The sequence below is a fragment of the Leifsonia sp. HAY1-4F genome (genome assembly GCF_056755275.1).
Window position 1 is genome coordinate 1 of sequence record NZ_JBNDHX010000104.1, and the last position, 13,109, is coordinate 13,109.

The 13,109-nt window shown below is 66.6% G+C and carries 14 protein-coding genes and 1 pseudogene; 6 read left to right on the plus strand and 9 right to left on the minus strand.

The window, feature by feature from the left end; genetic code table 11:
• Positions 1-780 (plus strand): TetR/AcrR family transcriptional regulator (locus ACPYOG_RS16100; protein ID WP_481295181.1); only part of this gene is annotated, 780 nt, incomplete at its 5' end.
• A gap of 118 nt (positions 781-898) precedes the next feature.
• Here the strand turns inward: ACPYOG_RS16100 and ACPYOG_RS16105 are convergent.
• From ACPYOG_RS16105 to ACPYOG_RS16130, 6 genes and pseudogenes are all read right to left on the minus strand, one after another.
• Positions 899-1,396 carry a glycerate kinase gene (locus ACPYOG_RS16105; protein WP_481295182.1) on the minus strand — a complete coding sequence of 166 codons (498 nt, stop codon included), beginning with the start codon at positions 1,394-1,396 and terminating at the stop codon, positions 899-901.
• An 88-nt stretch (positions 1,397-1,484) separates the two neighbouring features.
• Positions 1,485-2,015 (minus strand): annotated as a pseudogene (locus ACPYOG_RS16110) (glycerate kinase); the annotation flags it as partial.
• On the minus strand, positions 2,015-2,761 hold the full coding sequence (locus ACPYOG_RS16115; protein ID WP_481295183.1) for a ThuA domain-containing protein: 747 nt from the start codon (positions 2,759-2,761) through the stop codon (positions 2,015-2,017). The gene ACPYOG_RS16115 and the pseudogene ACPYOG_RS16110, both read right to left, overlap by 1 nt.
• Positions 2,758-4,038 carry an MGH1-like glycoside hydrolase domain-containing protein gene (locus ACPYOG_RS16120; protein ID WP_481295184.1) on the minus strand — a complete coding sequence of 427 codons (1,281 nt, stop codon included), beginning with the start codon at positions 4,036-4,038 and terminating at the stop codon, positions 2,758-2,760. Before ACPYOG_RS16120 ends, ACPYOG_RS16115 begins: the two co-directional genes overlap by 4 nt.
• Complete coding sequence (locus ACPYOG_RS16125) at positions 4,035-4,832, minus strand: sugar phosphate isomerase/epimerase family protein (protein ID WP_481295185.1); 798 nt, start codon at positions 4,830-4,832, stop codon at positions 4,035-4,037. The genes ACPYOG_RS16120 and ACPYOG_RS16125 overlap by 4 nt, the downstream gene beginning before the upstream one ends.
• Positions 4,832-5,884, minus strand: a complete 1,053-nt coding sequence (locus ACPYOG_RS16130; RefSeq protein ID WP_481295186.1) for a zinc-dependent alcohol dehydrogenase — start codon at positions 5,882-5,884, stop codon at positions 4,832-4,834. The genes ACPYOG_RS16125 and ACPYOG_RS16130 overlap by 1 nt, the downstream gene beginning before the upstream one ends.
• A 134-nt stretch (positions 5,885-6,018) precedes the next feature.
• Between ACPYOG_RS16130 and ACPYOG_RS16135 the strand changes: the two genes are divergently transcribed.
• The 5 genes from ACPYOG_RS16135 to ACPYOG_RS16155 all read left to right on the plus strand — a co-directional run bounded on the left by ACPYOG_RS16135 (position 6,019) and on the right by ACPYOG_RS16155 (position 11,219).
• The gene (locus ACPYOG_RS16135; protein WP_481295187.1) at positions 6,019-7,419 is read left to right on the plus strand and encodes an ABC transporter substrate-binding protein; all 1,401 of its coding nucleotides are present in this window, start codon (positions 6,019-6,021) and stop codon (positions 7,417-7,419) included.
• 4 nt (positions 7,420-7,423) lie between these two features.
• Complete coding sequence (locus ACPYOG_RS16140; protein WP_481295188.1) at positions 7,424-8,383, plus strand: carbohydrate ABC transporter permease; 960 nt, start codon at positions 7,424-7,426, stop codon at positions 8,381-8,383.
• A complete protein-coding gene (locus tag ACPYOG_RS16145) occupies positions 8,380-9,246 on the plus strand; it encodes a carbohydrate ABC transporter permease (protein ID WP_481295189.1) in 867 nt (288 codons plus the stop codon). The genes ACPYOG_RS16140 and ACPYOG_RS16145 overlap by 4 nt, the downstream gene beginning before the upstream one ends.
• A gap of 68 nt (positions 9,247-9,314) precedes the next feature.
• Positions 9,315-10,463, plus strand: a complete 1,149-nt coding sequence (locus ACPYOG_RS16150; protein ID WP_481295190.1) for an ROK family transcriptional regulator — start codon at positions 9,315-9,317, stop codon at positions 10,461-10,463.
• A 339-nt stretch (positions 10,464-10,802) separates the two neighbouring features.
• Positions 10,803-11,219: a GNAT family N-acetyltransferase gene (locus ACPYOG_RS16155; protein ID WP_481295191.1), complete on the plus strand. Its 417-nt coding sequence runs from the start codon at positions 10,803-10,805 to the stop codon at positions 11,217-11,219.
• A gap of 62 nt (positions 11,220-11,281) precedes the next feature.
• On the opposite strand, the gene ACPYOG_RS16160 is transcribed toward ACPYOG_RS16155, so the two are convergent.
• From ACPYOG_RS16160 to ACPYOG_RS16170, 3 genes are all read right to left on the minus strand, one after another.
• Positions 11,282-11,809, minus strand: a complete 528-nt coding sequence (locus ACPYOG_RS16160; protein ID WP_481295192.1) for an AAA family ATPase — start codon at positions 11,807-11,809, stop codon at positions 11,282-11,284.
• A 582-nt stretch (positions 11,810-12,391) separates the two neighbouring features.
• The gene (locus ACPYOG_RS16165) at positions 12,392-12,535 is read right to left on the minus strand and encodes a hypothetical protein (protein ID WP_481295193.1); all 144 of its coding nucleotides are present in this window, start codon (positions 12,533-12,535) and stop codon (positions 12,392-12,394) included.
• Between the two features lie 55 nt (positions 12,536-12,590).
• On the minus strand, positions 12,591-13,109 hold a 519-nt coding region (locus ACPYOG_RS16170; RefSeq protein ID WP_481295194.1), incomplete at its 5' end, for a formylglycine-generating enzyme family protein.

Consider the following 13,109-nt stretch of genomic DNA (forward strand, 5'->3'; position numbering starts at 1 on the left):
GGATGTGGGCAGGACGGTATTCGACTGCGTGTCGGGGTTGGTCACGATAGACATGGGCTCCTCCATAAGTGGAAACTGATCTGTTTCCGCAACCGTAAACCAATCGGTTTCCACAAAGCAAGCCGGCGGGTATTATTGGCCGTCATGGACACTTCGTCATCTGCCGCGACGATCGCTGTGCCACCAACGCGCGAGCGGCTGCTGGACGCGGCGGCGCGGCTCTTCTACACGCACGGCGTCAGTGTGGGCGTGGATGCGCTGTGTCAGGCGGCGGGCGTGTCCAAGAAGTCGATGTACCAGCTGTTCGGAAGCAAGGAAGAGCTGCTCGCGGCTGCGTTGCGGCGCAGCGTCCCCGGCTATCTGGCCGCGTTGATTCCCCCGGACGCGAGCGCGATGGCCGGGGCTGACCGCATCCTCGCGCTGTTCGGCCGGCTGGAAGCGGTCGTCGCCGGCCCGGCCTTCCAGGGCTGCCCCTACGTGTCGGTCGCCACCGAGATCAAACTCCCGGAGCACCCGGCACGGATCGTGGCGCGAGAGTTCCACAACACGCTGACGGAGTATTTCAGAGTCGCGGCCGCGGACGCCGGGGCCGAAGAACCACTCCTGCTGGCGCAACAGCTCACGATGGTCCACGATGGCATCGCTGCCCGTGCTGTCGTACAAGGTCGGCCCACGCCGGGGCTCGCCGTCACCACGGCGAAGGCGTTGCTCGGGGTCGCCTCTGTGCACGTCGACGACGAAGCGCCGCACGGGCATGCCGCCCTGTCAGCGCGTGGATGACCTCGGATCGCGCGCGAGTTTCAGGTGACCCTCCAGTAGTCGAGCAGACGGTAACGCGGCTCGAGAGAGGTTGCCAGCAATTTCCTCGGCACATACCTGGTCGGTGAGGTTAGCGCTGTTAGACCGTCACTCGCGCTGCTAGCAGGCCACCGGCCGCGCGTGCCCAGTGGGGGGTCGCGGCAATGGATTCGGACGGCGAGCCGGCGAGCGTCGCCAGTTCGATCACGTCGACGAATCCTTCGGGGCGACCGTCGATCGAACCTGCGATGAGCGCGACAGCCGTCCCGGTCGATCGCGCTATCCGCGCAACTTCGGCGACGACCTTGCCTTCGGCGGTCTGGTCGTCGAATCGTCCTTCGCCCGTGATGACGAGGTCCGCGTGACCCACGCGATCCGCGAGCCCGATCGCCTCGGCGGTCATGGCGGCCCCGGAGGCGTATTCGGCTTCCCACAGCATGAGGCCGAAGCCCGTGCCCCCGGCAGCTCCGGCTCCCGGCGCCGAGGCGAGTCGGATCGCGTCCGGGCGCCCGCGCGCCGCGACGTCGCGGAGATGGCTGACATTGCCCTCCAGGACGGCGATCTCGTCGGCGGTTGCCCCCTTCTGTGCGCCGAACATCCGCGCGGCGCCTCGATCTCCGAGCAGCGGGACTGCGGACGTCGGCGAGGAGCACCACTCCTCCGGGAGGAGCGGCTCGGAGCGTCGACAGGTCGATTTCAGCGAGGTCGGCCAGACCGCGATTTCCGTCGGCGATCGCGTTCCCACGGCTGTCCAGCAGCCGCGCACCCAATGCGGTGAGCGCGCCGGCCCCGCCGTCCGTGGACGCACTGCCGCCCAGCGCGACCAGCAGGCGTGATGCACCGGCGTCGAGGGCAGCGATGATCAGCTCCCCGAGGCCGATGGTGTGGGCGTCGAACGGTCGCGGGGAGGTGAGAAGTCCCAAGCCGCTCGTCTCCGCGAGCTCGACCACCGCGGTCCCCTCCGGCACGACGATCCAGCGGGCGTCGACATCGGCGCCGTCCGGCCCGCGGACGGTCGTCATGAACTGCTCGGCGCCCGGCGTTCTCGCGAAGGCGTCGATGGTGCCTTCTCCGCCGTCGGCCATGGGTGCGAGAACGACCTCGTCGTCCGGGCGCACCGAGAGCCAGCCCGCCGCGATCTCGCCGGCGACCGCGTCCGCCGTCGCTGCCCCTTTGAAGGAGTCGGGAGCGACGACCACCCGAAGCGCGTGCGGCATCAGCCCGGAGGCCGTTCCAGGAACGCGCCTCTCCGCGGGTGCGACACCGCGGGCACGGTGTGAGCGCCACTGCTCGAGGCCCAGCGTGCCGCATTGGCGAGGACCCGGCGGACGCCGTCGTGGAGGTAGACGGGATACTTCTGGTCTCCCGGGCTGAAGTAGAAGATCCGTCCGCGGCCGCGTCGGTAGGTGAGCCCGGAACGGAAGACCTCGCCGCCGGAGTGCGAGCTGATGAAGATCGTCTCCTCCGGCTCCGGAACATCGAAGAACTCGCCATAGGTCTCGTGGTGCTCGAGGACCAGGGGAGCGGTGACGCCGTCGGTGAGTGCGTGACCGGGCGCCGTCGACCAGATCACCTCCCGGTCGCCGTCGTCGCGCCACGACAGGGAGCACGTCGTGCCGAGGAGGCGCGTGAAGATCCGCGAGAAGTGGCCGGAGTGCAGCACGACCAGACCCATCCCGCCGAGCACATGACGTTGCACGCGGTCGACGACCTCGTCGGGGACGTCGTCGTGCGCAAGGTGCCCCCACCAGAACAGGACGTCCGTGCGGTCGAGGAGTTCCTCGGGCAGTCCGGCGTCGGGCTGGTCGAGCGTGGCGGTCGTCACGTCGACGGCATCGCCGAGCTGGTCGGTGAGCGCCCCCGCCACTGCGCCGTGGATGCCGTCGGGGTAGAACGGCATGATCTGCGGCTCGATGCGCTCGTGGACGTTCTCGTTCCAGACCGTCGCCCGGATGGTGGTCATCGGTGCGTCTCCAGCTTGGTCGCGAGGTCGAGTGCCAGCGCGGCGGTCCAGCTGAACCGTGTGGTCCCGCGGGGCGAGTAGGTGTACGGGTCGAGGTACTCCGGGAAATCGTTCTCGAGCGCACCCTTGTCCATCGAGCGGGAGAGCAGTTCGGCGTCCGCCGTGAACCCGCGTTCGAACAGCGCCTCAGCGATCAGCCACGCCGTGTTGAACCAGGACGGCCCTCGCCAGTACCGTCCCGGGTCGAACGTCGGCGCGGTCAGATCGTGGCTGGGCACCATGGCGACGTCGCCCAGGGCGAAGTGCGGACCGCGGAGCAGGTCGAGGAGCTCATTCGTGTGCGGCGAATCGGGAAGCAGCAGTGGCACCAGGCCGGAGATCGTCCGGTACTGCTGGAGTTCTCCGTTCAGCTCGTCGCGCGCGACGTAGCTGCCCATCTCCTCGGACCAGAGGGCTTCGAGCGCCTCCGTGATCCGCGCGGACTCCGCCCGATGCGGTGCAGGGTCGGCCCCGATCAGCTCCGCAATGGCGGCGAGCGCGAGCTCGGAGCGCGCCCAGAGGGCGTTGAACGCGGGGTCGACCACCTGGAAGGGGAAACCAGGGTCACTGTCGTCGCACTCGTGGTCCCGGTAGCGAGCGGCAAGGTACAGGTACTTGCCGTACTCGCCGTTCGACGGCCGGTGCGCTGCGTCGGCATGCTTCAGGTCGGGACGGGGGATCTCGCCGGCGAAGGTCTCGGTCATTCGGCCGAGGGTCGCGTCCCAGTACGGCGAATTGTCCATTCCGCTCTCCCAGGGGTGCACGATCCTCGCCAGCCCGGACGCGCCACCGCGCCGGTTGCGCAGGTACTCGTGCCACCGCGCCAGCCGGGGATACGCACGCTGCAGGAACCGGCGCCGATCCGACTCCGCAGGATCCGCCTGGTGGACCAGCAGCGCAGCAAGCGCGTGGTTCGGCGGCTGGATGAGACCGGCGGTTCTCACCGGAGGTGTCCCGGGGATGTCCTCGCTGCGCCAGAACGTGGCGCCGGGCGAATAGCCGTCATCCTTCCCGCTGTGGAACACGATCTGCGGGAGCCGCCCGTCACTCCACTGGGTGCTCAGGATCGTGTCGAGCTCCTGCTGGGCTCGCCGTGGCGACAGATGCCGCAGCCCGATGGCGATGAACGCCGAGTCCCAGCTCCACTGGTGCGGATAGAGGCCGCCCGCCGGCACCGTGTAGCTGGTGCGCCAGTTGGAAAGGAGGACGCGCGCGGCCTCGGCGCGGAGGGTGCTCACAGGTACCGCCGGAGCATCGGCGCGACCAGGGGGAGTACGTCGGCGGCGTCCCCGGAGAGCCGGCTCTCGATGGCGATCGAACGGTCGTAACCGATGGCGCTCACGGTGGCGCCGAACAGGGCCCAGTCGATGTGGCCCGCTCCCGGTTCGAGGCGGTTCGAGTCGCTCGCCTGGAGGTGACCGATGTACGGTGCGACCGCCATCAGCGCGGCGGCCGGGTCGGCCTCCTCGATGTTCATATGGTAGGTGTCGGCCACGATGCGCACGGCGGGGGAGCCCACTCCCTGGATGAGGTCGGCGGCCTGGGCGAGAGTGTTCACGAGATAGTCCTCGTACCGGTTGAGCGGCTCGAGGAACAGCTCGACACCCTCCTTCTCGGCGTGCTCGCCCAGGCGTCCGAGGGCGTCCAGCAGAATGCTTCTGTCCTCCTCCGGCGATCGAGGCGGCTCGAAGGGGGGCAGCCGGCGGGAGAACATGCCGTAGGAGCCGGGAGTCATGACGCCGACTCCGCCGATCTCGGCCATCACGGTCAGCTGCGAGCGGAGTTGGACGATCGCGTCCTCGCGCAGATCGGAGTCGAAGGCTCCGATGAAGTGCGACATCTCGACGCACGTCGTCGGCATGACGACCCCGGACGCCGCGGCCCGGCGAAGCTCGGGGAGGCGGGAAGCGAAGTGATGGTCGCCTCGGCTGCGCAGTTCGATGCCGTCGAACCCCCAGGCCAGGGCGATCTCGAACTTCTGCTCGAGAGTATCTCCGGGAAGGTGCTGTTCCTGCACTGTGATCGCGTTCATCAGAACTCCAGCACCACCTGGAGGGCGGCCGACGGATCGGTGTCGAGCAGCTGGTAAGCGGCCGCCGCGTCGCCGATGGCGAAACGGTGGGTCACGAGCTCGGCGGCATTCACGCGGCCGTCGGCGAGTGCATCGACGATCGTGCGCTGAAGACGTGGAACGTCCCAGCGCGCGCGCATCCGGTTGGGCACTGACCCGATCTGCGACGCGAGCAATTGCACGCGGTTGTGGTGGAACTCTTCGCCGAGACGGAGCGCCGCGCCATCGCCCTGGTAAAAGCCCGATGCGACGACGGTACCGTCGGCACCGACGGCCCGGATCGCGGACTGAAGCGCATGGTAGTTCCCGCTGAGCTCGATGGCTGCGTCGGCGCCGGCACCGTTCGTCAGCTCGCGGATCGCGAAGGCGAGGTCCTCGTCGGGCGCGAGCGCATGCGCGGCTCCCCATCGAGTCGCCGCCTCACGCCGCGCCGGGATACCGTCCACGGCGATCACCGTCGCTCCGTTCAAGGTGGCGAGCCGGGTCGCGAGCAGTCCGATCACACCCTGCCCGAAGACGGCGACGGTCGACCCGACGCCGAGGTCGGCGGCGAGCACGCCGTTGAGTCCGATGGCTCCGACGCGCACGAATGCGGCGGCCAGCGGGTCGAGGTGCGGCGGGAGGACGTGGCCACGCAGTGCTTCGAGGGCCAGGATCCCCTCGGCGCGGTGCCCCCAGATCCCCCAGACGCGGTCGCCTACGTGAGGGGCGTCGTCGGGCACGCCGCCTGCGGCCGGTGCGATCTCGACGACTTCGCCGACCTCGGAATAGCCCCAGCCGTCGAGGGGATAGGCGAGGCCGCGGTCAGCCGATGCGCCCCGGAAGAGTCGCAGCTCCGGGTCCCACTCGCTGGTGAGGTAGGGGTTCGTTCCGCGGTAGGCGGTCAACTCGGTCCCGGCCGAGATGCCGGAGTAGATCGTGCGGATGCGGGCCTGGCCCGGCTGGAGCTCGAGGTGCGGGGCGTCGACGATCTCGACGGTGCGGGGCCCGGAGAAACGGAGAAGGCTGTTCATTCGTCGTCCTTGATGATGCGGGTTCGGTGGTGCTCGACACATTAGCACTATGGCTGTGCGGAATGTGTATAGACATTGAGCATAAGTTGGGCTAATCTCGCAGACACCCCCACCCCCCGACGAAAGGAGTCGCGATGAAGACGTCGCGAATGAGGAAGATCGTTGCAGGAGCGACGTTGCTCGCTGCCGGCGCGACGATGCTGGCGGGCTGCTCGACGAGCAGCAGCACGAGTGACAAGGGCAAGACCATCACCGTGTGGTCGGAGGAGAACCAGCCCGACCGCGTGAACACCACCAAGAAGATCATCGAGGGCTTCACGAAGAAGACCGGAATCCAGGTCAAGCTCGTCCCGGTCGACGAGAACCAGGTTCCTCAGCTCGTCGCCTCCGCCGCCATCTCCGGCAAACTCCCCGACGTGATGGGCGCGATCCCGCTCTCGATCGTCCGTCAGCTCGACACGCAGAAGCTGCTCAATACGGCCTCGGCGGCGAACGTCGTCAAGAACCTCGGCACCGACACTTTCGTCGGCTCCGCCCTGAAGCTCGACCAGGACCACGAACGACAGCTCGCCGTGCCGGACTCGGCGTACGCGCAGATCCTCGTCTACCGCAAGGACCTCTTCGCGAAGGCCGGCCTGAAGCCGCCGACCACCTACGCCGACCTCGAGAAGGCCGCGAAGACCCTCACCTCCGGCAGCGATTACGGGATCACCCTGGCAACCGACCCGGCCGATGTCTTCACTTCACAGACTTTCGAGTCGCTCGCCCTCGGCAACGACTGCCAGTTGGTCGACTCCAACGGCAATGTCAGGCTGACGTCCTCCGCCTGCAAGACCACCTGGGGCCTCTACGGCTCGCTCGCCCAGCACTACTCGCCGCAGGGCACGCAGACCGTCGACACGACCCGCGCGACCTACTTCGCGGGCCAGGCGGCCATGGTCGACTGGTCGACCTACATCCTCGACGAGCTGGGCGGACTCCGCAACGATGCCCTCCCGACCTGCCCGCAGTGCACGTCGGACCCCACGTGGCTGGCGAAGAACAGCGGTATCGTCACGGCGATCCAGGGACCGGACGGCAAGAAGGGCGCGACCTACGGCGAAGCGACCTCGTGGCTGGTGACCAAGAAGGCCAACGCGTCAGCGTCCGAGAAGTTCGTCGAGTACATGCTCTCCGACGGCTACCTCGACTGGCTCGGGATGGCGCCGGAAGGCAAGTTCCCGCTCCGGACCGGGACATCCGCCAGCCCGACCGAGTTCAGTGACGGCTGGAAGAACCTCGAGGCCGGCGTCGACACGAAGAAGAAGCTCTCCGAGATCTATGACGCCGCCACGATCGCCGCGCTGCTGAAGGTGCCGTCGCAGATCGACCGCTGGGCCATCCCGCAGGGCCAGGGCGCACTGCTGGGGCCGGTGAACACGCAGCTGCCGATCTCCAAAGCCGTCGCCGGCTTGGGATCGGGCACCTCCGCTACGGACGCCGCCCAGTCTGCGCAGTCCGCCGTGGAGCAACTGCAGGCGAAGCTGAAGAAGTGACCCCATGACCCAGCTCGCATCACGTCCGCCGTCTACGCAGGCGACCCCCACCGGGGGCCGCCTGCGGCGGCGGTCCCCGATCGCCGGACGGGACAACCGGGCCGGAATCGCGATGGTGCTCCCGACGACCATCATCATCATCGCGATCGTCATCATCCCGGTCATCTGGAACTTCGTGCTCGCGTTCCAGCAGACCGACTTCACCAGCATCGCCGAGAACGGGCTGGCGAACCCGTTCACGCTCGACAACTTCGTCGGCGTCCTCACGGACCCGGGCTTCTGGAGCTCGCTCTGGACGACGATCGTCTACTCCGTCTTCTCGACGGCGGGATCGATCGCGGTCGGCCTCGTCGCCGCACTCGCCTTCCGGCAGCCGTTCCGCGGCCGCGGGCTCGCGCGCTCACTGATGCTGCTGCCCTATGTGGCGCCGGTCGTAGCGGTCACGTTCGTGTGGCAGATCATGCTCAACGCGCAATTCGGCATCGTCAACACGCTGGGTAAAGCGTGGTTCGGGTGGGAGCACCCGATCGACTTCCTCGGCAAGGCTCCGTACGCCCTGATCACGGTCATCGTCTTCGAGATATGGCGGTATTTCCCGTTCGCCTTCCTCTTCATCACGGCGCGCCTGGTGGCACTGCCACGGGATGTCGAGGAGGCGGCACTTGTCGACGGCGTCACACCCTGGCAGAACTTCCGGCAGATCGTGTTCCCGCAGTTGCTGCCGGTGATCTCCCTGCTCTCGGTGCTCCGGCTCATCATGACCTTCAACAAGTTCGACGACGTCTACCTGCTCACCGGTGGAGGCGCCGGAACAGAGGTCGCCGCCGTGCGCGTCTACGACACGTTGGTCGGCAGCTTCGACATCGGGGGCGCCGCCGCGAACGCATTCGTGCTGTCCGCGATCCTCAGCGTCTTCCTCTTCATCTACGTCAAATTCTTCGCGAACAAGGGAGACGACGAATGAGCCGCATCGTCGTGCAGAAGCGCACCTTCGGAGCACTGCGGTGGATTCTGATCGCCGTGCTGGTGATCGCCACCGTCTTCCCGTTCTATTACATGGTCGAGTTGAGTCTGGTCCCGATCGAGCAGGTATTGCTCCACCCGGAGCGGCTCTGGATCCCGATACAGAACTTCACTCTGAAGACGTATGCCGAGGTGCTGAAGCCGCAGGAGGACGGCGGACAGGGCTTCGCCGGGTTCATGCTGAACTCCGGGATCGTCGCCGTCGCGACCGCAGCCATCACGCTGCTGATCGCCATCCCCGGCTCGTACGCCGTTTCACGCCTGAAGTTCTTCGGTCGCAGGCAGGTGAGTGCGCTCTTCCTCGCGGTCTACCTGTTCCCGGTCATCATCATCGCCATCCCGCTCTTCGTCGGATTCTCGGCGCTCGGGATCAGGGAATCGCTCTTCGGCCTGACGATCGTCTACATCGCGCAGACCATCCCGGTATCCATCCACATGCTGCGCTCGTACCTCAAGTCCATCCCGGAAAGCGTCGAGGAGGCGGCGATGGTCGACGGAGCGGGCCGTCTCCGAATCCTCTGGAAGATCACAGTGCCGCTGGCGATGCCCTCGATCATCTCGACGGGACTGTACGTCTTCATGATCGCGTGGAACGAGTTCCTGTTCGCGCTGCTCTTCCTCGCCGCCGACCGCAACCTGTGGACGGTGTCGCTCGGGCTCTCGCAACTCTCCAACGGGATCGAAGTCTCCAAGACGGTGCTGATGGCCGGCTCGGTTCTCCTCACCATACCGATCATCGTGCTCTACGGCCTCACCGAGCGGTCCCTCACAGAAGGACTCACCAGCGGAGCAGACAAGGGATGAGCTCCGACGTCCCCGAGACTCATAACATGGAGCCACGACGCTGGGTGCCCCCCGAGGAAAGGCGGCCGATGAGTTCTGGTCCCGGAGACGTGCTCCAGCTCATCCGGCGCGCGGAAGCGAACACACGCCGCGACATCCAGCAGATCACCGGGCTGTCGCGCATGACAGTGGCCCAACGGGTGGACGCCCTGATGGACGCCGGCCTCGTGATCGAGGACGCCGGGGCGGGTGGCGCGACCGGCGGGAGGCGGCCGGACCGTCTCTCGTTCCATGTCGATCGGTCCGTGCTCGCCGTCGCGACCGTCGACACCGCGCATTCCCGAACAGCGCTGACCGACCTGAGCGGGCGGATCATCGTGTCGGACGCTGTCGACGTCGCCATCAGCGAAGGCCCCGAGCGGGTGCTGGACGCGCTCGCGGCGTCGATGCGGCGCCTGGTCGACGAGGCTTCGGACGGTCGCCCATTGGTCGGCACGGGCATCTCGGTCCCCGGCCCGATCGATCCGAGCACCCGGCGACCTTCGCAGCCGCCGATCATGCCCGGCTGGGACGCCTATCCGATCGCTGAGCATCTCGCCGAGGTCATCCCGGTTCCGACGTTCGTCGAGAACGACGCCGATGCCATGGCGTTCGGTGAGCAGTCGACGAACTTCGCCGGCAGCAACGCCGTCTGCCTGATCAAGGTCTCGACAGGTATCGGTGCCGGTCTCGTGATCAATGGATCGGTCTACCACGGCATCGACGGTGGCGCCGGTGACATCGGTCACATCCGTCTCGCCGGCGAGACGGCGATCTGTCAGTGCGGATCTCGGGGATGCCTTGCCGCCGTCGCCAGCGGGCGTGCCGTCGCGGTGAAGCTCGACGAGCTCGGCATCCCCGCCGGTTCGGGTCGTGACGTGGGGCGGCTGCTGCAGGCCGGCAACGTGGATGCTCTGTCGCTCACTCACGAGGCGGGCCGCCGGATCGGCGAGGTGATGGCTACCGTCGTATCGATGATCAACCCAGGTGTGCTGGTCGTGTCGGGTGACCTAGCCTCCAACGAGCTGCTCGGCGGTCTCCGCGAGACGCTCTACCCGCGATCGCTACCGCGTGCCACCCGCAACCTGGACATTCGCCTCGGCGAACTGCGGGAGCAGGCCGGCCCGATCGGCATGGCCCGCATCGTCACCGACGCACTGTACTCGGCGGACGCGATCAATCATCACCTCGCGGCGTAAGGATCGACACGCCGGGTCCGTCTCGGTTGCCTTCCATCCGGCGTTGCCGCGTCACACGTCAGCGGGGTGCCGATCAGCGGCCCACCTTTCTTCGTCCGCGGGCACCTCAAAGGCCTCATCGAGTCGCATCTCGGCGTTAGGAAGGGTCGACGCGGCGGGTCGGCCTTCGTAGAGCGACGAGTAGTGGCCCGCTAGTGGCTCCCACCGCGCTCTCGGTGCTAGCATCGCGCCAGCACGGCTCGATGCGCAGAGCGAAGGGAGCAGCTGATGACTACCTCTCGCCGTTCCCTCATCACGTTCTAGGGCCACACTCGGTGGTCTCTGCCAAGGAGCCGTATCGTGTTTAGTTCTGCCACTGATCCCGTCCGTTACGAGTGGCGAGGATCATTCTCCAACGAGGAAGTGAACGCCCTGCACGCTGAGGCGTTTGAGCATCACCTCGTCGAGCACGATTGGAACGACCAGCTTGGCCGGCTCAGTCTCGGCTGGGTCACTGCACGCGACGACCAGAGCCTCGTCGGCTTCGTCAACATCATTTGGGATGGCCTTGTTCATGCCTTCGTCGAAGACACCGCCGTGGCGCTCCGTGCACGGCGGCGTGGCATCGGTGCTCGCCTTATAGCCGTCGCGCGTAAGCACGCGGCGGAGGCCGGATGTGAGTGGTTACACGTCGACTTCGAAGATCACCTGCGGGACTTCTATTTCAGCGCATGCGGTTTCACCCCGACCCAAGCGGGACTTATCCAGCTTCGATAAAGCGACGCGGGTGGGACGGCGTGCTGTTTCCGCCCACGTACCACGGCCCGGTGGCGGATCTTCTAACGGGCGGAGTCTTCTAGTGATCCACTCAACATCAGGATCTCGTCGACGACACGCTCGAGCGGGGCGGTGGCGTCGAGGGCGAGGCCACCTGTAGGAATGTCCGCTTTGGTGCGGTGCAGTCGAAGTATGAGTTCCCGTTCCGCCTGCCGACCTTGTCCTCCCCACTCGTCGTCGGGCCTGTCATCCAGCCGGCGAATCAAGGTATCGTCATCGACCTCGAGCACGAAGACGCCGGTGAACAAGTCGATGAATTTGCTGAAGTTTCGGGATCCCCCGCAGAAGAAAGTCACCGCATCGCTCTGATCTGCGACCAGCGCCTTCACCTTCTCGATCCGCCAAAGATGGTGGTCGTGGACGGCGGGACCAGTGATGCCGTGGATCGCTTCCCCGGTCTCGGGATCGCCTTGATATGCGAGTTCGCGGTCGCCGTGAACGACGGGGTAACCGCGCCGTGCCAATTCCTCGCCCACCGAGGTCTTCCCGGTTGCGGAACCTCCCTCAATGAGAAAGTTTTTCCTGCCCATAGCTAAAGGTAATCAGATAGCGCACCACGCGAAGGTTTAGGGATCGGCTAATGACACTGGCCCACCGATTGACGATGAACTCCAAAGCAGGCTCGGAGCGAGCGACGGCTCAGGCGACGTGCCCATCGTCGTGTGACCTCGGTCTGATCCGCTGAGTCGATCGTGCTCGTCGGTTCACCTGCGTTAGCGAAGTGGTACCTGACCAGAGCCTCCATCTGGGGTGCGAGAAGCTGCATGGCCGTCGAGAAGTCGCCGTTGAACCCGTAGTAGAGCGCCCGAGCGAACTGCTCGGTCCGGTCAGCCGGCACGATCCCTGTTTGATTGAGCATCGCCGCAAAGTCGCCGGCGGAGACCTGATGCTCGTTCGTGAGTTGAACCCATCCGGGCCACAGTGCGCCCTGCACCATTAGGCTGACGCACCTATTTCACGGATGCGCTTTGCGATCACGCGAGGGAGGCCGCGGCTCCCAGACGCTCCGCTGGGCACGGGGAACCTGCCGGATCCGCTCTAAGGCCTCCTCGTAGAAGAACCGTCGTATCGATGATCAACCCGGGTGTGCAGGTCGTGTCGGGCGATCTAGCCTACGAGTTGCTCGGCGGCCTCCGCGAGACCATCTGCCCGCGATCGGCGGCCGGCTGGAGGAATGCGGCGCGGCCGGGAGCGCAGCAGTCGCGGGCCTCCTCGATGGCCGGTTCGATATCCGGTTCGTCGCGGGTCTCGGGCATGATCACGTTCCTTTCGGTGAGAGTGGAGGCGTTACGCGGGAGCAAGTGGTGGCCCTCATGGTGCGATCGCCACTGTCCTGAACCCGGCGTTGGACATCGCGGAGTCGGGGGTGTTCTGCGACCGGGCCGAGTTGCGGTAGCGGTTGCAGTACGAGTCGTGGCAGAGGAAGGAACCTCCGCGAAGCACGCGCTGCGTCCCCGTCGCGGGGCCGGCGGGCGACTCCTCGGGAGAGCGACCGTAGTAGGCCGGGTCGTACCAGTCCTGGCACCACTCCCAGACGTTTCCGACGGTCTGGTAGAGCCCGTAGCCATTCGGCTCGTAGTGCAGGGCAGGGGCGGTGGTGAGGAAGCCGTCCTCCAGCGTGTTGAGGGTGGGGAAGTCGCCCTGCCAGATGTTGCAGTTCCAGGCGCCGTCGACGAAGAGCTCATCGCCCCAGGGGAATCGTGCGCCGTCCAGGCCTCCGCGGGAGGCGCGCTCCCATTCGGCTTCGGTGGGCAGTCGGCGACCGGCCCAGGCGCAATAGGCCTGTGCATCGTTCCAGCTGACCTGCACGACCGGATGATCCTCCAGATC

Excerpts from the sequence above, each read along its gene's own strand:
- ACPYOG_RS16145 (WP_481295189.1), top strand. The coding sequence starts at position 8,380 with ATGAGCCGCATCGTCGTGCAGAAGCGCACCTTCGGAGCACTGCGGTGG.
- ACPYOG_RS16165 (WP_481295193.1), bottom strand. The coding sequence starts at position 12,535 with ATGCCCGAGACCCGCGACGAACCGGATATCGAACCGGCCATCGAGGAG.
- ACPYOG_RS16135 (WP_481295187.1), top strand. The coding sequence starts at position 6,019 with ATGAAGACGTCGCGAATGAGGAAGATCGTTGCAGGAGCGACGTTGCTC.
- ACPYOG_RS16160 (WP_481295192.1), bottom strand. The coding sequence starts at position 11,809 with ATGGGCAGGAAAAACTTTCTCATTGAGGGAGGTTCCGCAACCGGGAAG.
- ACPYOG_RS16105 (WP_481295182.1), bottom strand. The coding sequence starts at position 1,396 with ATGTTCGGCGCACAGAAGGGGGCAACCGCCGACGAGATCGCCGTCCTG.
- ACPYOG_RS16150 (WP_481295190.1), top strand. The coding sequence starts at position 9,315 with ATGAGTTCTGGTCCCGGAGACGTGCTCCAGCTCATCCGGCGCGCGGAA.
- ACPYOG_RS16130 (WP_481295186.1), bottom strand. The coding sequence starts at position 5,884 with ATGAACAGCCTTCTCCGTTTCTCCGGGCCCCGCACCGTCGAGATCGTC.
- ACPYOG_RS16125 (WP_481295185.1), bottom strand. The coding sequence starts at position 4,832 with ATGAACGCGATCACAGTGCAGGAACAGCACCTTCCCGGAGATACTCTC.
- ACPYOG_RS16140 (WP_481295188.1), top strand. The coding sequence starts at position 7,424 with ATGACCCAGCTCGCATCACGTCCGCCGTCTACGCAGGCGACCCCCACC.
- ACPYOG_RS16115 (WP_481295183.1), bottom strand. The coding sequence starts at position 2,761 with ATGACCACCATCCGGGCGACGGTCTGGAACGAGAACGTCCACGAGCGC.